Annotated in this window: 19 protein-coding genes and 5 pseudogenes; 10 read left to right on the top strand and 14 right to left on the bottom strand. The window is 68.7% G+C overall.

Translation table 11 applies throughout. From position 1 onward, the window contains the following. Positions 1-74 precede the first annotated feature (74 nt). Together AB0D59_RS33465 and AB0D59_RS33460 are read right to left on the bottom strand one after the other, a co-directional pair. Positions 75-218, bottom strand: a complete 144-nt coding sequence (locus tag AB0D59_RS33465) for a hypothetical protein (protein ID WP_362573606.1) — start codon at positions 216-218, stop codon at positions 75-77. A 595-nt stretch (positions 219-813) separates the two neighbouring features. Beyond that, positions 814-921: pseudogene (locus tag AB0D59_RS33460) on the bottom strand (transposase); the annotation flags it as partial. 117 nt (positions 922-1,038) lie between these two features. On the opposite strand from AB0D59_RS33460, the gene AB0D59_RS33455 reads away from it, so the two are divergent. From AB0D59_RS33455 to AB0D59_RS33430, 6 genes and pseudogenes are all read left to right on the top strand, one after another. Beyond that, positions 1,039-1,464 carry a winged helix-turn-helix domain-containing protein gene (locus tag AB0D59_RS33455; protein ID WP_362573604.1) on the top strand — a complete coding sequence of 142 codons (426 nt, stop codon included), beginning with the start codon at positions 1,039-1,041 and terminating at the stop codon, positions 1,462-1,464. Beyond that, on the top strand, positions 1,461-1,613 hold the full coding sequence (locus AB0D59_RS33450; RefSeq protein ID WP_362573601.1) for a hypothetical protein: 153 nt from the start codon (positions 1,461-1,463) through the stop codon (positions 1,611-1,613). Before AB0D59_RS33455 ends, AB0D59_RS33450 begins: the two co-directional genes overlap by 4 nt. 27 nt (positions 1,614-1,640) lie before the next feature. Next, a complete protein-coding gene (locus AB0D59_RS33445; RefSeq protein ID WP_362573598.1) occupies positions 1,641-1,943 on the top strand; it encodes a hypothetical protein in 303 nt (100 codons plus the stop codon). 83 nt (positions 1,944-2,026) lie between these two features. After that, positions 2,027-2,137 (top strand): annotated as a pseudogene (locus AB0D59_RS33440) (transposase); the annotation flags it as partial. 301 nt (positions 2,138-2,438) lie between these two features. Then, on the top strand, positions 2,439-3,083 hold the full coding sequence (locus tag AB0D59_RS33435; RefSeq protein ID WP_362573595.1) for a TetR family transcriptional regulator: 645 nt from the start codon (positions 2,439-2,441) through the stop codon (positions 3,081-3,083). A 125-nt stretch (positions 3,084-3,208) separates the two neighbouring features. After that, a pseudogene (locus AB0D59_RS33430) lies at positions 3,209-4,441 on the top strand (IS4 family transposase). A gap of 375 nt (positions 4,442-4,816) precedes the next feature. On the opposite strand, the pseudogene AB0D59_RS33425 reads toward AB0D59_RS33430, so the two are convergent. The 3 genes and pseudogenes from AB0D59_RS33425 to AB0D59_RS33415 form a co-directional block, all read right to left on the bottom strand. Next, a pseudogene (locus tag AB0D59_RS33425) lies at positions 4,817-6,175 on the bottom strand (IS1380 family transposase). A 285-nt stretch (positions 6,176-6,460) separates the two neighbouring features. Beyond that, on the bottom strand, positions 6,461-7,000 hold the full coding sequence (locus AB0D59_RS33420; protein WP_362573592.1) for a hypothetical protein: 540 nt from the start codon (positions 6,998-7,000) through the stop codon (positions 6,461-6,463). A 34-nt stretch (positions 7,001-7,034) separates the two neighbouring features. Continuing rightward, positions 7,035-8,777, bottom strand: coding sequence for an IS481 family transposase (locus AB0D59_RS33415; RefSeq protein WP_362573919.1), 1,743 nt, complete (start codon positions 8,775-8,777; stop codon positions 7,035-7,037). A gap of 679 nt (positions 8,778-9,456) precedes the next feature. Here AB0D59_RS33415 and AB0D59_RS33410 point away from each other — a divergent pair. From AB0D59_RS33410 to AB0D59_RS33395, 4 genes and pseudogenes are all read left to right on the top strand, one after another. Continuing rightward, on the top strand, positions 9,457-9,726 hold the full coding sequence (locus AB0D59_RS33410) for a helix-turn-helix domain-containing protein (RefSeq protein WP_362573589.1): 270 nt from the start codon (positions 9,457-9,459) through the stop codon (positions 9,724-9,726). Between the two features lie 110 nt (positions 9,727-9,836). Then, the gene (locus AB0D59_RS33405; protein WP_362573588.1) at positions 9,837-11,171 is read left to right on the top strand and encodes a site-specific integrase; all 1,335 of its coding nucleotides are present in this window, start codon (positions 9,837-9,839) and stop codon (positions 11,169-11,171) included. Positions 11,172-11,203: 32 nt separating this feature from the next. Next, positions 11,204-11,323 (top strand): annotated as a pseudogene (locus AB0D59_RS33400) (3-hydroxyacyl-CoA dehydrogenase family protein); the annotation flags it as partial. Positions 11,324-11,554: 231 nt separating this feature from the next. Next, positions 11,555-11,812: a hypothetical protein gene (locus AB0D59_RS33395; protein ID WP_351700458.1), complete on the top strand. Its 258-nt coding sequence runs from the start codon at positions 11,555-11,557 to the stop codon at positions 11,810-11,812. Here AB0D59_RS33395 and AB0D59_RS33390 read toward each other — a convergent pair. The 9 genes from AB0D59_RS33390 to rpmI all read right to left on the bottom strand — a co-directional run bounded on the left by AB0D59_RS33390 (position 11,809) and on the right by rpmI (position 22,173). Further along, complete coding sequence (locus AB0D59_RS33390) at positions 11,809-12,345, bottom strand: NUDIX hydrolase (RefSeq protein WP_362573586.1); 537 nt, start codon at positions 12,343-12,345, stop codon at positions 11,809-11,811. The two genes, AB0D59_RS33395 and AB0D59_RS33390, sit on opposite strands and share 4 nt — an antisense overlap. A gap of 88 nt (positions 12,346-12,433) precedes the next feature. Beyond that, the gene (locus tag AB0D59_RS33385) at positions 12,434-13,774 is read right to left on the bottom strand and encodes a transcriptional regulator (RefSeq protein WP_362573583.1); all 1,341 of its coding nucleotides are present in this window, start codon (positions 13,772-13,774) and stop codon (positions 12,434-12,436) included. A gap of 229 nt (positions 13,775-14,003) precedes the next feature. Next, complete coding sequence (locus tag AB0D59_RS33380; RefSeq protein WP_362573581.1) at positions 14,004-15,122, bottom strand: PP2C family protein-serine/threonine phosphatase; 1,119 nt, start codon at positions 15,120-15,122, stop codon at positions 14,004-14,006. A gap of 265 nt (positions 15,123-15,387) precedes the next feature. After that, the gene (gene pheT / locus AB0D59_RS33375; protein WP_362573578.1) at positions 15,388-17,955 is read right to left on the bottom strand and encodes a phenylalanine--tRNA ligase subunit beta; all 2,568 of its coding nucleotides are present in this window, start codon (positions 17,953-17,955) and stop codon (positions 15,388-15,390) included. Next, positions 17,955-19,076: a phenylalanine--tRNA ligase subunit alpha gene (gene pheS, locus AB0D59_RS33370; RefSeq protein WP_362573575.1), complete on the bottom strand. Its 1,122-nt coding sequence runs from the start codon at positions 19,074-19,076 to the stop codon at positions 17,955-17,957. The genes pheT and pheS overlap by 1 nt, the downstream gene beginning before the upstream one ends. A gap of 161 nt (positions 19,077-19,237) precedes the next feature. Next, a complete protein-coding gene (locus AB0D59_RS33365; RefSeq protein WP_362573573.1) occupies positions 19,238-20,386 on the bottom strand; it encodes an ATP-binding protein in 1,149 nt (382 codons plus the stop codon). A 53-nt stretch (positions 20,387-20,439) separates the two neighbouring features. Next, positions 20,440-21,294 (bottom strand): RNA methyltransferase, encoded by an 855-nt coding sequence (locus AB0D59_RS33360; RefSeq protein WP_362573570.1) that lies wholly within the window; start codon positions 21,292-21,294, stop codon positions 20,440-20,442. Between the two features lie 202 nt (positions 21,295-21,496). Further along, positions 21,497-21,880, bottom strand: coding sequence for a 50S ribosomal protein L20 (gene rplT / locus AB0D59_RS33355; RefSeq protein ID WP_018549117.1), 384 nt, complete (start codon positions 21,878-21,880; stop codon positions 21,497-21,499). Between the two features lie 98 nt (positions 21,881-21,978). Next, positions 21,979-22,173 carry a 50S ribosomal protein L35 gene (rpmI, locus tag AB0D59_RS33350; protein ID WP_046726698.1) on the bottom strand — a complete coding sequence of 65 codons (195 nt, stop codon included), beginning with the start codon at positions 22,171-22,173 and terminating at the stop codon, positions 21,979-21,981. Positions 22,174-22,286 lie beyond the last annotated feature (113 nt).

Raw genomic sequence — 22,286 nt, 5'->3', positions numbered from 1 at the left:
AGCGCAACGTCCGATGCCGTGGTGAAATCTCAGCCTGACTCGGCGGCTTGTGCCCGGGGCGGCCGGACAGCTTTCTACGTCGGTGTGGGGATCCCGAGCTGCTGGAACGGGTCACCGCGCGGCGCGCGGAACTGGACGAACTTGGAGAACGGGCGGCTGAGCTTGACTCTGCTGATGATCTTGGAGTTTCCCGATGCGTCGGTGTGATCGGCGGGCATGCTCGGAGCTGTTCCGAGGGCCGATACAGTTGTCGAGGTGTTCGTTGTCGCTATGTCCTCGTTCTGGTGAGCAAGTTCCGTCTCTGACCGTACAGATAGCGAGGGCGAGCAACCGAGGCCCGGTCCGGCTGGGCAAGAACGGCGGGGCGGGGGCAGCACGGGGCCCGCAGCAGGCGGAGCAGTTCGCGGGTGCTGAGGGGAACGAGCCGACCGCGGGTGCTTGGGCCGTGGCGCGCAGGCGGGTGACGGCAAGGACGGCGGCGAGCATGCTGATCAAGGTCCAGCGCATCCAAGAGCAGAGAGTTTCCAGCTCGGCAAGGGAGCCTGCGGCCTCAGGGCCAGACCGCCTGCTGGAACGGCCACCTGGGACGCGCTCAGCTTCGCGGCCGGGGTGGTGACCCTGTGATTGGAGCGTACTGCTACGACATGGCCCAGGCTCAGCTCGCGGCAGGCGGTGCGCAGCTCGCGCTCTCCGTATACCTCCTCACCCCGGAAGAACGACGCGGGTGAGCCCTGCCGTTGGGTGGTGCGGAGCAGGTCCGCTGCGAGGTGCGGCTCGGCGGCGAAGCACAGCTCGTCAGGTGCGTCGGTGGTGGTCCACGCCCAGGCGCGCAGCCATCGACTGCATCGACTTCCGCTTTCCGTCCAGCATCAGCCCGCGTAAGTACCGCTCGCCCGTGGTCTGCTGATCCCGCCGGGCTAAGCGGTTTCGGTGATGTGGTCGTCGGTTCGGGTAAGCACCTCCTGGGGGTGGTGTCCGGTGCCGAAGATTTTCAAGGCGTCGCCGTCGGAATAGCAACGGGCAGAGCTGCGGCGGTGGTTGACGCGGAGGGGCCTTCCCCGGTTCGAGCGGCTGCGGCCGGACGTGATCCGTCTGCCCGACCGCGGGATGAGCGCGTCTGAGGCCGCAGGTCTGCTGGAGTGCGACGTGACCACGGTGCGCGGTGCCGTCCATCGCTTCGAGTCCGGTGGTGTTGCGGCGCCGGCTGAAGCCCCACGGGCCGGGCGGCAGCCGCGGATCACGGCCCTGGACCGGCAAGTGGTCACTGGCCTGCTGGACGCTGCCGCGGAGGAGGGCTGCACCTGGACTGCGACCGCGATGGCCGAATGGCTGTCGGCCGAACAGGACGTGGAAGTGTCCGCCGCCTGGCTGACCGAGTTGCTGCGACGGGACGGCTTCCGCTGGAAGCGCACCCGCGACAGCCCTCGGCAGCAGGCCGACCCCGGCCTCCAGCAGGAAGCATGAACCGATTTGGAGGGTGCACGGCTGCATGGCTGGAGGCTGACGCGGGCACGGGGGACCTGATCTTCCTGGACGAGTCCGGGTTCGCCCTGACCATGCCCGCCGACTACACCTGGTCCCGCAACGGACAGTGGCCCGTGGTGCCACGCTAGGACACCAGGGGTCGCCGGATCAACGTGTTGGGCGCGCTGATCACCGGCACTGCTCCGGATCTCCTGCGGGAGCACACGACGGGCAAGATCGATGCGAAGGCGCTCAAGGGCCCTCGCGACCAGCTTGCACAGATCAGAGCATTCTACCTCCCGCTGCGCAGCCCTGAGCTCAACGACATCGAACGCATTCGACGCTCCGTCCAAGTACGAGGGCTATCCCCAACGCGCCCACACCACCACCGAAGCCGTCGCGGCGCGGTGGACAAGGCGCTGACCCGCCAGCAGACCCGGATCCGACGATCAACAGAGAACTTCACCAAAGCCGCATAGCGAGCCGAACATCTCGGCTGCGAACGCCTCCAGACGCGGATGGACCTCGTCCATCTTCTCAGGTGCCACACCCGATACAAGACTCGATGCGCCGGGCCGCCGACCTCTACCCCGGCGAGGCCAAGACCGACGCCTGCGACGCCTTCGTCATCGCGGACACCGCCCGCACCATGCCACACACCTTGCGAGCGGTGGCAACCGCTCCGCCTCCCGCTTCCGCAGCAGCCCGAGCACACCCTCGCAGCCCATCCGACCCAGCCTCTCCCACGCCAGCTGATCAACAGCTACCGCAACGAGAACACCGGTCCACCAGACCACGCACTCGTCACTCAAGAAGAAACGCACCCCTCCTATGGAGACTCCCAAGTATTCTCCTACTGAGGTAGGTGGGCTTCTTGGCGGACGGCGGAACGACCAGCTGTAGCCGGCTGCCCCGGAGGGGGCTCTGGGCTCCGGCATCGACGGCCTGCGCCTCGATCCTTTCTGAGAGGGGCTATGGGCGAATCGGGGTCCGGGCTGCGGGAGAGAAAGAAGCAGCGGACGCGGGAACAGCTGACACGCGTATCGGCACGTCTGTTTGCGGAGCGCGGCTTCGAGAATGTGGCGGTTTCAGAGATCGCCACGGCTGCCGAAGTCTCGGCGATGACGGTCTTCAACTATTTCCCGTCCAAGGAAGACCTTGTCTTCGACGCGCACGAGCGGATGGCCGATTCCCTGGCACGAGCCGTCCGCGAGCGCCTGGTTGGGTGGTCCGCGCTACGCGGCCTGCACGAGGCGTACCTGGCCGCGCTGGGCGGTAGCGACACCGTACTGACCGCACACGTTTCGGTGGAGCTCGCCCGGCTCGTGCGTGACAGCCCGCGACTACGTTCCCGGGAGCGCGAGATCGATGACGAGAAGGAAAAGGCCCTCGCCGCAGAGCTGGCCGCCACAACCGGCGCCTCGCCCAACGACCTGGCCAGCCGACTTGCTGCTGCTCAGCTCGCCGCAGCCCATCGAGTGCTGGTCGGCCTGATGCGGTGCTGGATGCTCGACGGTGTGCCGGTCGCTGAGGCGGACCGACGGGCTGCGGCGGCCGCTACGCAGGCTTTCGGCGCATTGGAGCCGCTGCTCGGCGGCTACGCCGTGCGCGAGGAGTGATCTTCGGACTGACGTGTAGAACCCGCCGGTGCCCACAGTTGTGTCGTCGGCACTGGCGGCTCGCGAAACGATGACGTTAGCCTCAATACCGGTAACTTAGGGGCAGTTCGGTCGTTGTTGTTGGTGTGGCAAGAGCGGGTCAACTGAGGTCATCTGGTGAGCGGTTGTCGGACCGGGTCGCGGTCGGGGTGCGGACCCAGGCGTTTCCCCAGTCGCTCGTGGATGAGGTGCTAGCGGAGACGGGGCGGGTGCAGCAGCGGAACCGGCTCTTGCCGGCTCGGCTGGTGGTCTACTTCGTGTTGGCGATGTGCCTGTTCTCCGGGCAGAGCTATGAGGAGGTCGCGCGACTGCTGACCGCGGGTCTGCAGGGCGCCCGGCGTTGGCGTGCGTCGTGGGTGGTGCCGAGTACGGCGGCGATCTGGAAAGCCAGGTCCCGGCTGGGGGTGGCGCCACTGCGAGAGCTGTTCGCGAGGGTGTGCCGTCCTGTTGCCGCACCGGACACTCAGGGCGCCTTCTACCGCGGCTGGCGGCTGGCCGCGATCGACGGCACCACGTTCGACCTGCCCGATACGAAGGCGAACGTAGAGGCTTTCGGCCGCCCACCCCGCTCCGGGCGCGGCGAACAGGACGTCGGTCACCCGCAGTTGCGCATGGTCGGCCTGGTGGAGTGCGGCACACACGCCGTCTTCGGTGCTGCGATCGGAGCTCTGCGCACCGGAGAACAGGCTCTGGCCCGGGCGGTCCTGGTGTCCCTGCAGCCGGGCACGCTGCTGCTGGCCGACCGCGGCTTCTACAGCGTGGACCTGTGACGTGCAGCCGCGGCCACGGGAGCGGACCTGCTGTGGCGAGTCCGCAAAGATCTCGTGCTGCCGGTGGTCGAGCAACTGCCGGACGGCTCCTACCTCACCGAGATCTTCGACCGCAGCGACATCCACCACACCCGTCGCGGGGTGCCAGTACGTGCGGTGGAGTACACCATCGCCGGCCATGAGGGCGCCTACCGGCTCCTCACCACAATCCTCGACCCGCACATGGCACCGGCCGCGGAACTGGCCGCCCTCTACGCCCAGCGATGGGAGTTCGAGTCCACCCTGGACGAAATCAAGACCCACCTCGGAGGGCCGCACCTGGTACTGCGCTCACAACACCCAGACGGGGCCGAGCAGGAACTTTACGGCTTCCTGCTCGTCCATCACGCCATCCGGCACCTGATGCACCAAGCCGCATGGCAAGCCGACCGGGACCCCGACCGGATCTCCTTCACCCGCTCACTGCGCGTCGTGCGCCGCCAGGTCACCGACCAGGCGGCGTTTTCCCCCCGGCCGACTCCTCCGCGCGGTCAAAGCCACCCACGCTGAACTCCTGGAACGCCTCCTGCCACAACGACGCCACCGGGCCAACCCTCGCGTGATCAAACGCAAAGTCGCCAGCTGGCCCCTCAAACGCGCCGTCCACCGGGCCGCAGATCGCCCACCCGCCACGGCCATCACCCTCGTTGGCGCCACCAAACCCAAACGGGTCAAGCGAACACCAAAGCCCTAAGTTACCGGTATTGACGTTAGCCTCGGTCTTTCGTGAGTCCCCGGCAGCTTGCTGACGGGGACTCTGCGCTGTGTGGTGGGGTCTTTTCGGGGCCGGGGCAGGTTGAGGGCCCGGCTTTCGCGTCGGGTGGGCGCCGGGCTCGACTTCGCCGGTGTGGTGATGCGGGTTGTCGGAACGGTCGAAGTGGCTGGTCAACCGGGGTTCGGGAGGCTGTGGAGCCTGCCGATCGCGTGGGTGATGACGTCGGTCCAGGGCCAACGGGCGGTGAAGCGGAGCCAGTGGCGGCGGCCGGTGTTCACGAGCTGAGCGGCGGCGGAGAACAGGCGCAGGCGGAGCTTCTTCGGTTCCCAGCGGCGGGTTTGGCCGGTCAGTGCGAGCATCGGCATCCAGGCGAGGAGGTCGAGGGCGAGGGAGACGATCTCCAGCCAGATCCGGTTCTGTGCCGTGTCGCGCAGGGGCAGGTTGCGCAGGCCGGTGTCGCGGGCGTTGCGATGTGGCCCTCGCAGCGGGCCCGTCTGCGGTGGCGCAGTTCGAGGTCGGCGAGCTGGCCGCTTTGGGTGTTGGTGGCGAAGCAGGTCAGCCGCAGTCCGTCGAGGTCGGTGAAGCGCAACTGGGCGCCGGGGTGCGGGCGTTCCTTTCTGACGATCAGCCGCATCCCCTTCGGCCAGGTGGTCAGGTCGGGCATGTCGGTGATCTCCGCGACCCAGGCGCCGTGCCGTTCGGTGCCGCCGGAGTCGTAGGCCGGCGTCCACGCCTTCTTTGGGATCTTCAGGACGGCCTGGTGGAGGGTGTCGGTGATGGTCATTCTGACGGAACACGAGAGCACCGGCCCCGCCTGGAGAGCCAGTCGAGGAAGGCGTGGGTGCCGCCCCCGGAGTCGGTCCGAATCAGTGTCTGCCGTCCCCGCCGCAGGCGTTTTGACAGTTGGGCCAGGGCGAGTTGGACGGTTTCGATGTGGTCGGCAGCGGTGTTGGAGCCCGCGTTACCCGGCCGCAGGAGGGCGGCCACCGGCTCCTCGGACCCGGCCTGGCCGTGGTCGACGAACGCGACGAGGGGATGATGACCGAAGGTCTTCTTCCAGGTCGCGGTGGCATCCTGCTTCTCGGAGTGCGCGAGCACCAGCACACCGTCAATATCCACGATGACGCTGCCTCACCGGCCAGGTCCCAGACCCGCCCGCGCACTTGGGAACGTGCACCCCGGATCGCGGCCAGGGTCTTCGGGCCGGACGCGGCGAGAGCATCGACGAGACGGGAGACCGTCGGATCGGAAGCCACCGGGCCGAACACACCCGGCTCGGCCCGCAGCATGCCGACGTCGGCCAGGCAGTCTCCGCCGAGTACGACGGCCAGGGTCACATCCAGCAGGATCTTGCCCGGGTCGTGCACCGCCCGCGGCTTGCACCACGGCGCCAGCGCCGCCGATATCGCGGTTTCCAAGCCGGACTTGCGGACCGTCTCGACCAGCAGCACCGACCCGGCCTGCGAGACCACCCCACGGCCGCCGCCCTCGACACGGACACGCGGGTACGAACCGCTACGCTTCTTCACCTGGAGAGTGCTTCTGTCCTTGCAAGTGACAGGACCCTCGACAAGTCCCATCGTTGCAGGTCAGCAGCACTCTCCACTTTTTTGATCAAGACCCGGACGGCCCTACTCGCGAAAGCGCGAGGTTAGGGGCCTCGCCCACCCCTTGTCGTGTGAGGTCTCAGGACTGAGTTGATACTTCTGACTCACCAGATCCTTGACAGGCTCAAGACTTACTAGACATGGCCGGGCAGCTGAAGCGCGAAGCTGGTCGGGAGTTGGTGGCTGTCTGTGCTGTGGTGGACGAGGTCAGGGCCCGTCTGTGTTTCCGAGGTTCGGATCGACGTTCCATCGCTGGGGCAGGTCTGCGTTGCAGAAGACGCAGACGAAGTGGCCCTCTCGCACGATGTTGTGTTCCTGGCAGGTGGGACACCGTCGGAAGACCACGGCGTGGGTGAAGTAGTCCGGGTGGTCGAGGTCGGCTTGATCCAGCGCCTGTGCCACAGCCGGCCACGAGGTGACGTCCGGGCAATAGCCGGTCGACTGGTTACTGACCTCGTTCACCGCCCAGCGTCCGGCCTCGGTGGAGAAGCTGATTTCGCCGGCGCTCAGCACCCGGCCGCCGCTCGCGCAGGAGACGTGTTCGCTGCGGCGTGGGGCCAGCCGCAGGACACCGTCCGTGCCGATGACGAAGGTGAACGGCTCGTCCAGGTCCTCGGTGGTCTGGGCCGTTGCCCAGTCCGCGAAGTCGGCAGCTGTGCGGATCGCTACAGCGCTGTCCGCCGACTGGACGGCGGCGATCACATGGTGAGGCCCGACATAACGGTAGGCCCGTCTGGACGTGCTCATGCCGATCAACGTAGGACACGTCGTATTGGTGTGCTCAGAGTTTCGGCGCGTGGATCTTGGCCTTCCAGCGGGTCACCGGGTGCTGGTCCTTGCGGGCGTGGAGTGAGATCTCAGCGCCTTCGTAGGTGACGCGGAAGTGCGTGTCCTCGACATAGATGGTGACGATCCGGCCTGCGTAGGTGCGACCGACGCGCAGGCGTTGGCGGGCCACCATCACGACGCCGTCGGTAGGGACCTTGCGCTCGACGCTGACGGCGGCCGGGGCCGGCGGAAGCTGCGTCGCGGCAACTCGGGCGCCGACGAGCCGCGGGCGCTCTCCGGCCGTGAACGGCGAGGGCAGGGTCTTGGCCAGCAGCCCGTCGTGCACCGCGTGGAGTAGGTGCCCGTCGAGTCGCACGGTGATCCGCCGGTTGGCGAGCTCGGAGCCGATCTTCACCCGCTGCCCGGCCAGGTTGATCCAGCCGTTCGGGTCCACGGTGCGTTCGACTTCGAGCGCCTGGTGTGAGGGGAGGTCGCCCACGCGGTCGACGGCCGGAGGAGCGGGTGGTGGTCCTGCCGGACGGGCGCCGCGGAGCTTGAGCTGGTGCAGGTGTTCGGCGTCGAGGTTGGACGCCACGGTCTTCACCACCTCGCCGTTCACCAGGACGTGGACGGTGTTCTCGTCGGCCCAGATGCGGGCTCGCAGGCCCGCCCGCCCGGCGCCGAGGCGGATGCGCTGGACGGAGGGGATGATGCTGACCTGTCCGCTGGCGGGGAGCACGGTGTCGAACTCGACCGCGCCAGCCGACGGCTCCAGGATCAGTGCCGGCGGTGCCGGCTTGGCGGGGCCGGAAACAGCCTCGGACCGCTGGGCGGGCACGACCTTGACCGGTTCTGGCTGCGGGTTGGGGCGGAACAGGCTGGCCGGTGTGGCCATGTCGAGGGCTTGATGCGGGCGGAGGTGGTTGTAGGTGTGAACCCATTCGTTGACGGCGGCCTGGGCTGCGGCAAGTGATGCGAACGGCCCGCAGTCGTCGAGCAGTTCTCTGCGCAGGGTCCGGTGCCAGCGTTCGATCTTGCCGGTGGTGGTCGGTGAGTACGGCTTGGTGAGCTTCGCGCCGATCCCGTTCTCCCGGCAGACCCGCTCGAACAGCACCTCTGCGGGTCTTGGCCGGGTGTAGCGGCCGGTGAACTGTTTTCCGTTGTCCGTGAGCACCTCGGCCGGGACTCCGTGGACCTGCATGGCTCGCACGAACGCGTCGGCCACCGCCCTCCCGGAGGGCACCGCGAGTACCTCGGCGACCACGATGAAACGCGAATGGTCGTCGATCCCGGTGAGCATCTTGCATTCACGCCCGTCGGCGAGGTAGATCCCGCCGACCAGGTCGAGCTGCCACAGGTGCATCGGCGTCTCGCGCTGCCACCGCTTGTACTTGCGCCGGTGCTGTTGCTCCTGCGCTCGCACCAGACCGTTGCGGGTCAGGACCCGGTGAACGGTGGCCCGCGACGGAGCGGGCTCAGTTCCAGTCCGCTTGATCTCGTAGGCGATCCGCCGGGCTCCCCAGCGCGGATGGGACCGGCGCATCTCGCAGACCAGGGCCTCCACCTCGGCCGGCAGCCTGTTCGGACTCGTCCGCGGCCGACGGGATGACTCCCTCAGACCTTCGAAGCCACCCGCGGCGTACTTCGCCTTCCACGTGTAGACCGACTGCCGGGAGACCCCGTACCGCTGGGCGACCTCGGTGATCGGCGAACCGTCGAGTACCTCCAGCACCGCCCGGTACCTCTGCTCGACCATCCAGTCGCCCTGCTGCGGGCTTTCCGCCTCCTGAGTCACACCCGAAGCATCTGAAGTGCCATCAGAAAATGTCAAGAGTGTCCTGAGAGCATCACGTCAACTATGTCCTGAGCCCTCACACGACACCCCTCCGCTCCAGGGACTTTTCAGGGACTTTCAGCGCTGCCTGAGGGACTTCCGAGGGACTTTTCGCCGCCTAACGCGGCAAGGCACCGAAAGATCAGAAAGGGCCTCCGACGCAGGCCAGAGGCCATTTCCAAGGCAAAGCCGCAGGTGGCGGCAGACGAGTCGGGCTGTACGCCGGGTTCTGTTCGGCAAGCGACACAGGACGTCAGGGCGAAGTCATGCACCATGGATACACAGGTTTGAAGAAGGCTCTGACTCCCGAGCGAACGCCCTACCCGGTTTCACCCGTCACTGACGCTCACGGCAGTTCGCCTACGGCAGACGACCATGACTTGAGACCCGCGCGAACACCATGCCAACGTACGAGTGCTGGCAAAACCGCAGCTCAACGAGGGGGGATCCAGCGCCATGGACTACCAAGCCTGAAATCAACAGTCGCACCTCAGCACCCCTGATGCAGCCAAAATGCGCGCTATCACAATTTCCCGGTTTCACCAATGCCAGACCTCTCCGGATCGTGAGTGCATCAACTTTCTCACCCTGGAGACCGGACATGCACGACCAGATCGCATCCACGCATGAAGCCGCGTTCTTGAACCTGAACAAGGCGGCAGAATACCTTGGCATTTCACCGAACACCCTGTATGTCTGGCGTCACCGGCGGCAGGGTCCGCCGAGCTTCCGTATGGGCCACCGCGTCATGTACAGGATCTCGGCGCTGAATGAGTGGGTCATAGCGCAGGAGCAGGCGGATTCACGTTCCAACGCTGCTCTCAATCCTCTCACCCAGAAGCCGATGAAGCGCGCCGTACGCACCCCTTGAAGGCTGTCCACGAGCCCGAAGGCAGTGCGTCGATCTTTCGAAGTCCCGGCACCCAATTTCCCACCATGCCGTACGACCATACCCAACTGAGTTCATAGGAGAACGTTCCCTTGGCGGGGTACATAGAAGACCGCTGGCTCAAGAAGAAGCCCAACAAGGACACCGGAAAGCGGGAGCGAACTGCCCTGTGGGGCCAGGGCAAGCGCTATCGAGTGAAGGGCATCCTGGGCGTCCGGGACCGCTCGTTCGACACGAGCGAAGACGCGAAGCAGTGGCTCGCCAAGGCGCAGACCGACACCACGCGTGGCGAATTCGTCGACCCCCGCGACGGGGCGATCCCCCTCGCCCAGTACATCGAGAAGCACTGGTGGCCCAGCCGATCGGACGAACCGTCGACCGCCGCCCCCATGCGCAGCAAGATCTGGAACCACATCATCCCGTTCCTGGGTACAACCGCGCTCCGGGACATCGACGCTGCTGTGCTGCGCCTCTGGAAGACCCAACTGCTGACACGGGTCGAGGCGTCCACGGCCCAGGTGATCTGGATCCACCTTTCCACGATCCTCGAAGCCGCCGTCGACGACGGCCGCCTGGTCAAGAACCCCTGCAAGACCCGCCGGACTGTCAAGGCGCCCAAGCCCGCGAAGAGGAAGGCCAAGGCATGGGCCAGGCCGACCGTGGAGGCCGTCCGGGCGTGCCTCCAGGATCGATACCGTATCGCGGTGGACCTCGGTGTCGGCCTCGGTCTGCGCCAAGGCGAGGCGTTCGGCCTCGGCGAGGAGGATTTGGACTTCGATGCCGGCGTCGTACACGTTCGCCGACAGCTGCGGTGGGACTCCAAGGGACGGCCGTACTTCTGCCTGCCCAAGGGCGGCAAAACGCGAGACGTTCCCCTCTCCCCCAACCTCGCCAAGCGTGTCCGGGACCACCTGCGCCGCTTTCCTTCGGTCGCCTGCACGCTCCCGTGGCGCAACCCTGAACCGCCGACGACCGAGTTGGAAGCGCGACAGCGCAAACCAGTCAGCGTCCGTCTGGTCCTGATCACCTCGCAGGGCAATCGCATCAACTACTCGATGTGGAACAGGCTGAGCTGGCGGCCCGCACTCGCAACGGCCGGCGTCCTGAAGAAGGTCGGCGAGAAAGTCAGGACCTACGGAGACCGCAGCCGTCGGTACCCCATCTACGAACTCTCCAGGGAGGACATGTTCCACGTCCTCCGGCACACATACGCGAGTACACAGCTTGAGGCCGGCGAGTCGGTCGTGAGCGTGTCGCAGTGGCTCGGGCATGCTTCGCCGCAGACCACACTGACGCACTACGCTCACTTCATGCCCGGGGCGGGCAAGCGGGGCCTCGCCGCCATGGACGAGTGGTTCGTTCAAGATCCACAATCGAATGTCCCTGAGAAGTCCCTGGGCACTCCGCAGGCCCACAACAGGCCATGAAGCCCCAGGTGAGAGCGGTAGTCGCGCATACTGACAACGTGTACGCCGAGTACAAGGAGCCCCTGTACGCCGCTCCCCCGCTGCTCCAGCGCATGGTCGAGGCGGGCCGGCTGGGCCGGAAGACCGGTTCGGGCTTCTACACCTACGGCTGAGCACACCCGGCTGACTACGCTGAGCACACCCGGCTGACTACAGGGAGCGATGCTCCACGGGCCCGGCACCGGCATCGGTGCCGGGCCCGCGTGTTTCACACACCGTGTGCGCCCCGGGCTCGCATATGCCCTTCGCACACTCTCCCCACGCGCTCACCAGGCGAGTTCACTCTTCATGCGCATGCAAAGGGATGCGGAACGACATCTTCGACTACGCAAAGGAGTGGACTCGTGGCCACCGAACCAGAGCATCCCGTGGTCCAAGGAGAACTCGCAGAGTTACGTCGCCGCCTCGATGTGGCCTACGCCCGGGTCGAGGGCGGGCTGAACCTGCTCAGTCACCGCACCAAGGAGACGGCCAAGGAACTGGACGACCTGAACACCCGCCTCGCCCTGCTGGAGAACGCCCGCTGGCCCCTGCCCTCGATCGCCGCGCTCACCGCACTGGGCGCCCTCGTCGTCACCGTCTGGCAGGCACTGGCCCACTAGTCGTCAGTGAGGCGCATGTGATGCAGCAGGAGTAACGCGGCCGCCATGTTGGCGGCCGGGACCTCCCCGCGGGCGATCATGTCCGGGACGAGCTTGAGGGAGACCCACTCCCGGCGGTCCGACTCGAAGTCGTCCACGGGGTGTCCGACGTACTCGCCCTCGTCGGACCAGTAGATGTGGTGCCGGGCGTCGGTGAGGCCGTTGGACGGCTCCACGGTCATGAGGTGGTGCAGGGTTCCCGGCCGCCAGCCGGTCTCCTCCTCCAGTTCCCTGGCGGCCGCGACGGCGATGTCCTCCCCGTCCTCGACCACCCCGGCCGGGAGTTCCCACCCCCAGCTGTCGGTGATGAAACGGTGGCGCCACAGGAGAAGGACCTCACCCGCCTCGTTGACCACCGTCGCCACGGCCACGGGCCGCAGCCGTATCAGGAAGTGGTCGAGATGCCGACCGTCCGGCAGCTCGACATCTGCGAGATTGACGCTGAACCAGCGGTTTTCATACACAGTTTGTTCGTTCAGTTTCGTCCACTGCACGGTTCTGCCACCTTCCGCCGAGTAAGTGGCAATATCGCAGCAGGGACTCCTCAGGCCTACAGTGCGCCTCGCTCGACGGGGGTGCGGTCTACAGCGGTACGCGCAGTGCGCTGTCGATGAGCTCGGCGGCCTCGGCGGTTCCGGCCGAACCGCTGCGCACCAGGTGCTCGCGCACCGCGCGGAGTCTGTCGCGCAGTCGCTGGGACTCCATTCCGCGGGCCTGTTCGGCCATCTGCACGGCCGTGGCCACCGCGTTGTCCGCGTTTCCCTGACGCAGTTCGATGGTGCTCAGCATGGCCAGCCGGTGCACCCGGCCCCGGTCGTGGGCGGGGTTGTCGACGGCGGCCGCGGCATGCTCCCGGGCGGCGGCGAGTTCGCCCAGGCTGAGCAGTGCCTCGGCCACCTGCACATTGACCAGGCCGGGTTGGACATAGCCGGTCTCGTCGGGTTCGTAGCCCCGCCGGATGCGTTCGGCGGCCGCCTCCGCCCGCCGGATGCAGGACAGCGCGCTCGTGCCGTCGCCGAGGTGGGCGTACGCCTTGGACTGCATCGCGTAGAGGTCGGAGGCGAGCGCGGGGGTGATGTGCTTGCCGGCGGCACGCAGCGCGGCCTCCGCGAACGCGACGGCCTGCCGGAACTCCCGCATGAACAGGGCCTGGTTGACAAGGAGCGCGATGACGTACGCGCCGAGTCCCCGGTCACCGCTCGCCTTCGCCAGGCGCAGCGCCTGGTGGAAGTAACGCTGTGCGAGGCCGTGGGCGTCGGAGTCGTAGGCGCAGATCCCCACGATGGCGACCAACCCGCCAGTCGCCCGGTGCAGTTGACGCCCCGTGGCGTCCGTGTAGCTGCCCCGCAGCAGCGGAGCCGCCTCGGCGTTGAGGAAGCCGACGACCCGGGTGCGGGTCGCCATCCCGCCGGCCTTGCGGTACATCTGCTCGTAGTGGGCGCGGGCGGCCCGCAGCATCTCCAGGTCGGCCGGGGTGACCCGGTGCCGGCCGCCGCGCGAGACGTCCACGTCCTCAGGGGGGTTCTCCCACTCCCACACGGGCATCACGGCGGGTGTGCCGGTGACGGCGGGGGCGCCGAGTATGTGCGGGCGCTGCTGCTCGTCGGAACGCCACAGAGCGGTGGCCCGTTCGACGAACCCGGAGAGCGAGGTGGTGTGCGGGACACTGGGCCCGCCGGGCACACCGAGGCCGATGTCGTCGAGGGTGACCGTGCGGTGCAGCCGGGCGGCGAGTACTTCGCAGATCAGGTCGGGCACCTGGCCGCGCGGCCGCTGGCCCTTCAACCAGCGGGCCACGGCGGTGTGTTCGTAGCGGAGCGAGAGTCCACGGGCGCGGCCCGCCTGGTTGACGTGGGCGGCGAGACCCGCGTGCGAGATCCCCGCCTCGTCCAGGATCGCGTCGAGCAGAGAGTTGGGCTGCATGGATGCCCCCCGAGTGGCCTGGTGCCGTCAGCGTAGTGCGTGGGTGTTCACACGGGGTGTGAACGGAGTGCGCGAATCCGCAGCGTACGCGCGGTGTCGCGGAGCGTGTCGGGCCGGTTGACTGAACTGCCTCGCAAGAGGCCGGCCGGGCCGCCGGCTCCCCCCTCGTACAGTGCGGTGGCCTGGCCGTCGGCTTGGCTCTCGGCTTGGCCGACGGCTTGGCCAACGGCTAGAGAAGGGGCCGCTGAAGGTGGTTCGTCGGCTGCGGGTCGTATGCGGCTGGTCGCGCGGTACCCCGCGCCCCCGACGTGAGTCTGTGCTGGCGCTCGTTGCGCAGGACCAGGAGTGCGATGTCGTCGGTGGGGCGGCCGCTCGTGTGGTGGAGGAGGGCGGTGAAGACCGTCCTCAGGATGCTCTGGGGGGAGACCGGGCGATCCCGTACCGCTTCCGCCAGGGCCTGCGGCAGGGAGAAGAAGTGGCCCCTGGCATCTCTCGCGTCCTCCGCGCCGTCCGTGAACAGGACCAGGGAATCGTCGGGGCGCAGCTGACCGCAGTGGGTGGCGGCGAGGTCCGACGGGAGCGGGAAGGGGCCGAGAGGCGGCAGCGGATCGGCCCGTGACAGGGAGTCCACGCGCGCCCCGTGCACCACATACGGCCATGGATGGCCGCAGTTGAGGGCATGTACTTCGCCGTCGCCGGTGATCTCCAAGAGGAGTACGGTGACGAACTCCTCGGCGACCGGATTGTTCGGGTCCAGGCCGCCGGCGGGGTGTTCCGCCCTGGCTCGTTCTCGTAGGTGTCTGGCCAGGGCGCGGTCCAGCCGGCCGAGGACACGGCCCAGTTCGGGCTCGTCGTGGGCGGCCTCGCGGAAACTGCCGAGGACGGCGGCGACGGTGCCGATGGCGGCCAGTCCGTGGCCGCGTACGTCGCCCATCACGACCCGTACGCCGTGCTCGGTGGCGACGGCCTCGTAGAGGTCGCCTCCGATGGTGGCGCCCCGGTCGGCGGAGAGTTGGGCGGCGGCGACGTTCAGCCCGGCGAGACGGGGCGGCAGTGGCCGCAGCAGCACGCTCTGCGCGGCGCCGGCGACCTTGCGGGCCTGCCGTAGCTCCCGGAGCAGGGCCCGCCGGACATGGAGTATCAGCCCGGTGCCGACCGCGAAGAACACGGCACTGGTGACGATGCGCGCGCCGAGCCCGTTCTGCTCGGCCAGCGGGCATCCGAATTTGTACGAGACCGCGACGGCCCCCCACACCGTGGGCAACCCCAGGGTGAGCGCACAGCGCGAGCGCCGAGAGCTGGTCCGGGGCCGCCTTCTGTGGGGAACCCCAGCCTTGATGCGGATCATGCCGATGGCCCCCAAGTAGGCCCTGACAGAACAGACGGACCGACCCCGAAAGGCCGGTCCGATTCTGTCGACGGCATGCCCCGAAAGGGCCATGTCCGGGATGGATCTCACCCAAATGAGTGACCATCAACAGGACACCCGCATTTATGCAGGTGGCAGCACATGTTTCACGCCGCGAAGGGCAGCGCCCCGTCAGGGGCGCGGGGAACTGCGCGATCAGCCACGACGAAGGCGCAGCCGACCGACAACAGTCCCCCTACGGCGACTAGCCTCGCAGCACCGCTCCCGTACGCTCCCCCGCGAGGGCGACAGCCGCATCCCGAGCAGCCGACGCCTCGTCCACGGTCAGCGTCCGGTCACCGGCCCGGAACCGCAACGCATACGCCAGGGACTTCTTCCCCTCGCCAAGCTGCGCAGCATTCTCGTACACGTCGAACAGCCGGATGCCTTCGAGCAGTTCACCGGCGCCGTCGCGCAGCGCGGCCTCGACCTCGGCGGCCGGTACCGGCATGTCCACCACGAGGGCGACATCCTGCGTGGCCACCGGGAACGTCGAGATGCTCGGCGCCTGCGGCGTACCGTCGCCGGCCCGCTCCAGCGCGTCCAGGTTCAGCTCCATCGCGGAGGTACGCGCGGGCAGCCCCAGCGCCTTGAGGACACGCGGGTGCAGCTCACCGGCGTGGCCCACGACCCGCTCGATGCCGTCGGCGAGGACCACCAGCTCGGCGCACCGGCCGGGGTGCCACGGCCCGTACTGGCCGGACCGCACGATCAGCTCGGCGCCGGCCTCACGGGCGACCGCGCGCCCCGCCTCGACGGCGTCGGCCCAGTCGGCCGGACGGCCCTTGCCCCACCAGCCGGCCTGCTCGCGGGCGCCCGCGAGGACGACGGCGACATGGCGCGGCTGCTCGGGCAGCACGGCGTTCAGCGCGGCGAGTTCCGCGTCGGTCGGACGGCGGTCGACCGGCAGATGACCGGCGACGCCCTGCTCCTCGCGCGGGAGGAAGACCAGGCCGGTCTCGAAGAGCGCCAGGTCGTGCGCGCCCCGCCCGTCATTGCGCCGCAGCGCACCGAGCAGACCCGGCAGCAGCGAGGTGCGCAGCGCGGGCTCCTCGTCGTTGAGCGGGTTCGTCAGCCTGACGACACGGCGGGCCGGGTCGTCGGCGGCCAGACCGAGCTGGTCGAAGACCTGCTCGCCGACGAACGGGTAGTTCGGCGCCTCGACATAGCCGGCCCCGGCCAGCGCGCGGCCCACCCGGCGGTGCAGCCGCTGCCGGTGGGTCAGGCCCCGGCCGGACGGCGGCTTGGGCAGCGTGGAGGGCAGGTTCTCGTAACCCTCCAGACGGATGACCTCTTCGGCCAGGTCGTTCTGTTCGAGCAGGTCGGGCCGCCAGGACGGCACGGTGACGAGCAGTTCGTCCTGCCCGCCCGTCGCCCGACCACCACCACCCAACGACGCGTTCCACGCGGCAGGATTTCCATAGACGTCGCAGCCGACCTCCTGGAGGCGGCGGACGACGGTCTCCCGGCCGTACTCGACACCCGCGACCTTGTCGGGGTGGTTCGCCGCGATCGTGATGGTGTGCGGCGCGGACGGCGCGATGGCCTCGGTGACGCCGGCCTCGGCGGTGCCGCCGGCGAGCAGCACCAGCAGGTCGACCGTGCGCTGCGCGGCGGCGGCCGCGGCCTGCGGGTCGACCCCGCGCTCGAAGCGGCGGGAGGCCTCGGAGGACAGCTTGTGCCGGCGGGCCGTGCGGGCGATCGCGACGGCGTCGAAGTGGGCCGCCTCGATCACCACGTCGGTCGTGGCGTTGTCCACGTCCTCGTGGTCGGCGATCTCGGTGTTGGCACCGCCCATGACGCCCGCGAGGCCGATCGGGCCGCGGTCGTCGGTGATCACCAGGTCCTCGGCGTGCAGCTTCCGCTCGACGCCGTCGAGGGTGACGATCTTCTCGCCCTCGGCCGCGCGGCGGACCCCGATGGTGCCCTGGACCAGGTTGCGGTCGTAGGCGTGCAGCGGCTGGCCGAGCTCCATCATCACGTAGTTGGTGACGTCGACGGCGAGCGAGATCGGGCGCATGCCGACCTTCTGGAGCCGGCGCTGGAGCCAGATCGGCGAGCGGGCCTCGGGGCTCAGCCCGGTGACGGTGCGCGCGGTGAAGCGGTCGCAGCCGAGCGGGTCGGAGACCTGGACCGGGTAGCCGAAGGCGTTCGGGCCCGGCACGTCGAGCAGCGCCGGGTCGCGCAGCGGCAGGCCGTAGGCGATGGCGGTCTCGCGGGCCACGCCGCGGATGGACAGGCAGTCGCCGCGGTTGGCGGTGACCGCGATGTCCAGGACCTCGTCGACCAGCTCGAGGAGCTCGATGGCGTCCTTGCCGACCTCGGTCTCCGGCGGCAGCACGATGATGCCGTGAGTGCCGTCGGAGCCCATGCCCAGCTCGTCGCTGGAGCAGATCATGCCGTGGGAGGTCTTGCCGTACGTCGTGCGGGCGGCGATCGCGAAGTCGCCGGGAAGCACGGCCCCCGGCAGGACGACGACGACCTTGTCGCCGACGGCGAAGTTGCGGGCGCCGCAGACGATCTCCTGCGGCTCACCGGTGCCGTTGGCGGTGCCGACGTCGACGGTGCAGAAGCGGATCGGCTTCTTGAAGCCCTCCAGCTCCTCGATGGTGAGCACCCGGCCGACGACCAGCGGGCCCTTGAGGCCGTCGCCGAGCTGCTCGACGGTCTCCACCTCCAGACCGGCCGAAATCAGCTTGGCCTGCACATCGCGGCCGGTCTCGGTGGCCGGCAGGTCGACGTACTCCCGCAGCCAGGAAAGCGGGACCCGCATCAGATCTCCATCCCGAACGGCCGGGTGAACCGGACGTCACCCTCGACCATGTCTCGCATGTCCTCGACGTTGTGGCGGAACATCAGCATCCGCTCGATGCCGAACCCGAAGGCGAAGCCGCTGTACTTCTCCGGGTCCACGCCGCAGGCGGTGAGCACCCGCGGGTTGACCATGCCGCAGCCGCCCAGCTCGATCCAGCCCTCGGAGGAGCAGGTACGGCAGGGCCGGTCGGGGTTGCCGACGGACTCGCCCTTGCAGACGTAGCACAGCATGTCCATCTCGGCGCTGGGCTCGGTGAAGGGGAAGAAGTTCGGCCGCAGCCGGGTCTTCATCCCCTCGCCGAACAGCGACTGGACCATGTGGTCCAGAGTGCCCTTGAGGTCGGACATGGTCAGGCCCTCGTCGACGGCGAGCAGCTCGACCTGGTGGAAGACCGGGGTGTGGGTGGCGTCCAGCTCGTCGGTGCGGTAGACGCGGCCGGGGCAGATCACGTAGACCGGCAGCTCACGGTCGAGCAGGGAACGGATCTGGACCGGGGAGGTGTGGGTGCGCAGCACCACACCGGACTCGGTGCCGCCGTCCGGGCCTTGCACGAAGAAGGTGTCCGCCTCGCCGCGGGCCGGGTGGTCCGGACCGATGTTGAGGGCGTCGAAGTTGAACCACTCGGCCTCGACCTGCGGGCCCTCGGCGACCTCGTAGCCCATGGCCACGAAGATGTCCTCGATGCGGTCGGACAGGGTGGTCAGCGGGTGGCGGGCGCCGGCCGGGACGCGGTCGTAGGGCAGCGTGACGTCCACCGCCTCCTCGACCAGCACCCGGGCGTCACGCTCGGCCTCCAGTTCCTCCTGGCGGCCGGCGAGGGCCTTGTTCACGGCGCCGCGGGCCTGGCCGACCAGCTTTCCTGCGGCGGCCTTGGCGTGCGGGGGCAGGGCGCCGATCTCGCGGTTGGCGAGCGCCAGCGGGGAGGTGCCCCCGGTGTGGGCGACCTTGGCCTCCTGGAGCGCGTCGAGGGAGTCCGCGGCGGCGAAGGCGGCGAGCGCCTCGTCCCGCATGCGCTCGATCTCTTCCGGTTTCAACGCCTCGACCTCGACAGGGTCGTACGACTTATTGGGTGCCGACATCTCTTCCCGTGCTTCCGATTGGCTGGCGGTGGTCCCCGAGACCGTTGGTCGGCCGTGTGAAGGACACAAAGGTGCCAAAGGCCGAGTCTAACGGGGTGGAGGAATGCGAAGCGCCCGCGGGCGGCTCAGGCGGTCTCCGTGATCACGGACGGTCTGTGACCTCAGGCGAGATACGCCGGTGCGCTCACGGGCAACGTAAATCGGAACTCGGCGCCGCCGCTCGCGGCGCGTCCGACGGTGATGGTGCCGCCGTGGGCCTCGACGATGCCCTTGACGATGTACAGCCCGAGGCCTGTGCCACCGCGTTTGCTGCCCCGCCAGAAGCGGGTGAAGACGCGGTTCATGGACTCCTCCGGGATGCCTGGCCCCTCGTCGCTCACCGTGACCGAGGTGGCCGTGTTGTCGAGGTCCTCCCCTTCGCGGGGGGACGCCGAGGGCGTGACGTCAATGGTGACGGTTCCCTCGCCGTGCCGCACCGCATTTTCGATGAGGTTGCTGAGGACCTGGTCGACCTTGTCGGGATCGGCCCACAGGGCGGGCAGCGGCTGCTCGATGCGGAGCAGGAAGCGGTCGGCGGGCTGCCCGGCGGCGACGTACGCCTGGATGTGCCGTCCGACGGCCGCGCCTATGTCGACGGGCTGCCGGCGCAGTTCAAGGCGTCCGCTGTCGATCCTGGAGATGTCCAGCAGCTCGGCGATGAGCCGGGTGACCCGGTCGGCGTCCGCGTCGACCGTCTCCAGCATCAGCCGCTTCTGGTCGTCGGTGAACCGTTCCCATTTGGCGAGCAGGGTGGCGGTGAACCCCTTCACCGAGGTCAGCGGGGAGCGCAGCTCGTGGGCGACGGTGGCGATCAGCTCGGCGTGACTGCGTTCGGTACGGCGGCGGGCCTCGGTGTCCCGCAGCGACACGACGACCCGGCGGACGGGCCCGGTGGGCTCGGCCCGCACATAGGTGGCGGACACCAGGACCTCCCGGCCGCCGGGCAGCAGGAGGTTCCGCTCCGGCTGGCCGACCCGGATGGCGAGGCCGCCGTAGGGATCGGTGAGCTGCCACCAGCGCCTGCCCTCCAGGTCCTCTAACGGCAGGGCCTTCTCCAGCCGCTGTCCGAGGGCGTCCGCGGGGGCGGTGGCGGTGATCCGGGCGGCGGCGGCGTTGAAGCAGACGACGATGCCGCGCTCGTCGGCGACCACCAGGCCGTCGGGCAGGTCGTCGGGGTCGATGCCGAGCCCGGTGAGGTCGCCGTGCCGGGGTGCGGGTACGCGTCCGGTACCGCGGCCGCCCGGCGGCGCGTTGCTGGTGCCGACACTCATCCCCGTACTCCACCTCTCAGACGGCGCAGCAGGCCCCCGAGCTGGTCACCCTACTAGCTCTCGGTGACGGAACGGCACCCTCCGGAGGCACGCTGTGCACGGGCCGTTGCGTAGAGACATACGGCGGCGGCGGTGGCGAGGTTCAGGCTTTCGGCTTTCCCGTGGATCGGAACGCGCACGACGGCGTCCGCCAGCGCGCGGGTCTCCTCCGGGAGCCCCCAGGCCTCGTTGCCGAACACCCAGGCGGTGGGTCCGCCCATGGTGCCCTTGTCGAGCTCGTCGTCGAGGTCGTCGGTCCCGGCGCCGTCGGCTGCGAGGATCCGCACGCCCACACCCTTCAGCCCGGCGACGGCCTGCTCCACGGGTACGCCGACGGCGACGGGCAGATGGAAGTGCGACCCGACGGAGGCGCGCACGGCCTTGGGGTTGTACAGGTCGACGGAGGCATCGGTCAGTACGACGGCCTCGGCACCGGCGGCGTCGGCACACCGCAGCACCGTCCCGGCGTTGCCGGGGTCGCGGACGTTGGCGAGGACGGCGACGAGCTTGGGGCGGGCGGCGAGGATGTCCTCGAACGGGGTGTCCAGGAACCGGCAGACACCGACCAGCCCCTGCGGGGTGACGGTGGTGGAGATGTCGGCGATGACCTCTTCGGAGGCGAGGTGGGTCCGGGCGCCGACGTCACGGGCCGCCCCGACGATGTCGGCGTACCGCTCCGCGGCCTCGACGGTCGCGAACAGCTCGACGAGCGTCGCCGTCCCGCCGACCCGGTGCCCGGCCGCCTCCCGAACAGCCTGCGGCCCCTCGGCGAGAAACAGCCGGTCCTTCCCCCGGAAATTCCGCTTGCCGAGCCGCCGAGCAGCGGCGACACGCGCGGAACGCGAAGAGATCAGCTCAGGGCTGGGCATGTATCGGTCACTTTCAAAGAAATGCGGCGGAAAGCGCCCCGTAAGGGGCGCGGGGCTGTATTGATGTGCGGCTCCGCCGCGTGGGCGCGACCAGCCCCCACCGGCCCGCAGCCGAACGAAGAACGCGCGACGGCGACAAAGGACCCGCAAGCCATTCAGCCTGCGGGTCCTCAAGTCACGTCGGCCAAGGCCAGCGTCAGCGTCACGCGGCCTTCGGCGCGTTGACGTCCGCCGGCAGCGCCTTCTGCGCGACCTCGACGAGCGCGGCGAACGCGCCGGCGTCGTTGACCGCCAGCTCGGCCAGGATCTTGCGGTCGACCTCGACGTTCGCGGCCTTCAGACCCTGGATGAAGCGGTTGTAGGTGATGCCGTTGGCGCGGGCAGCGGCGTTGATGCGCTGGATCCACAGCTGACGGAAGTCGCCCTTGCGCTTCTTGCGGTCGTTGTAGTTGTAGACCAGCGAGTGGGTGACCTGCTCCTTGGCCTTGCGGTACAGGCGCGAACGCTGACCGCGGTAGCCGGAGGCCGCCTCGAGGATCGCCCGGCGCTTCTTGTGGGCGTTGACTGCCCGCTTGACGCGTGCCACTTGTTAACTCCTTGTAGCGGGGCCGCGGTTGGACTCACGCGGCCCGGAAACGACTGGGTCCCGGATCTGACTTCAGGGCGCCGACCGGCGCCCGCGTGTCACTTGCCGAGAAGCTTCTTGATCTTCGCGGTGTCGCCGGGGGCCATCTCGGCGTTGCCGGTGAGGCGGCGGGTCACGCGGGACGACTTGTGCTCGAGCAGGTGGCGCTTGCCGGCGCGCTCACGCAGGACCTTGCCGGAGCCGGTCACCTTGAAGCGCTTGCTGGCACCGCTGTGCGTCTTGTTCTTCGGCATAGCGCCGTTATCTCCTCGTCGATGGCGCTCCGGTGCCCGGTCGCGAAACCGGGCACAGTGGAACGTCGCTCTTGTATCGGTTACATCCTGAGGCTTTCGCCCCTGGGTGCTGA

It is taken from the genome of Streptomyces sp. NPDC048417, assembly GCF_040651615.1.
In the GTDB taxonomy this organism is placed as follows: Bacteria; Actinomycetota; Actinomycetes; order Streptomycetales; family Streptomycetaceae; genus Streptomyces.
This window is presented reverse-complemented; position numbering and strand designations above follow the sequence as displayed.

What these genes read in the sequence shown, in the direction of transcription:
- AB0D59_RS33465 (WP_362573606.1), bottom strand. Translation starts at nt 218, where the DNA reads ATGCCCGCCGATCACACCGACGCATCGGGAAACTCCAAGATCATCAGC.
- AB0D59_RS33450 (WP_362573601.1), top strand. Translation starts at nt 1,461, where the DNA reads ATGAACCGATTTGGAGGGTGCACGGCTGCATGGCTGGAGGCTGACGCG.
- AB0D59_RS33435 (WP_362573595.1), top strand. Translation starts at nt 2,439, where the DNA reads ATGGGCGAATCGGGGTCCGGGCTGCGGGAGAGAAAGAAGCAGCGGACG.
- AB0D59_RS33420 (WP_362573592.1), bottom strand. Translation starts at nt 7,000, where the DNA reads ATGAGCACGTCCAGACGGGCCTACCGTTATGTCGGGCCTCACCATGTG.
- AB0D59_RS33415 (WP_362573919.1), bottom strand. Translation starts at nt 8,777, where the DNA reads ATGGTCGAGCAGAGGTACCGGGCGGTGCTGGAGGTACTCGACGGTTCG.
- AB0D59_RS33410 (WP_362573589.1), top strand. Translation starts at nt 9,457, where the DNA reads ATGCACGACCAGATCGCATCCACGCATGAAGCCGCGTTCTTGAACCTG.
- AB0D59_RS33385 (WP_362573583.1), bottom strand. Translation starts at nt 13,774, where the DNA reads ATGCAGCCCAACTCTCTGCTCGACGCGATCCTGGACGAGGCGGGGATC.
- AB0D59_RS33380 (WP_362573581.1), bottom strand. Translation starts at nt 15,122, where the DNA reads ATGATCCGCATCAAGGCTGGGGTTCCCCACAGAAGGCGGCCCCGGACC.
- pheT (WP_362573578.1), bottom strand. Translation starts at nt 17,955, where the DNA reads ATGCGGGTCCCGCTTTCCTGGCTGCGGGAGTACGTCGACCTGCCGGCC.
- pheS (WP_362573575.1), bottom strand. Translation starts at nt 19,076, where the DNA reads ATGTCGGCACCCAATAAGTCGTACGACCCTGTCGAGGTCGAGGCGTTG.
- AB0D59_RS33365 (WP_362573573.1), bottom strand. Translation starts at nt 20,386, where the DNA reads ATGAGTGTCGGCACCAGCAACGCGCCGCCGGGCGGCCGCGGTACCGGA.
- AB0D59_RS33360 (WP_362573570.1), bottom strand. Translation starts at nt 21,294, where the DNA reads ATGCCCAGCCCTGAGCTGATCTCTTCGCGTTCCGCGCGTGTCGCCGCT.
- rpmI (WP_046726698.1), bottom strand. Translation starts at nt 22,173, where the DNA reads ATGCCGAAGAACAAGACGCACAGCGGTGCCAGCAAGCGCTTCAAGGTG.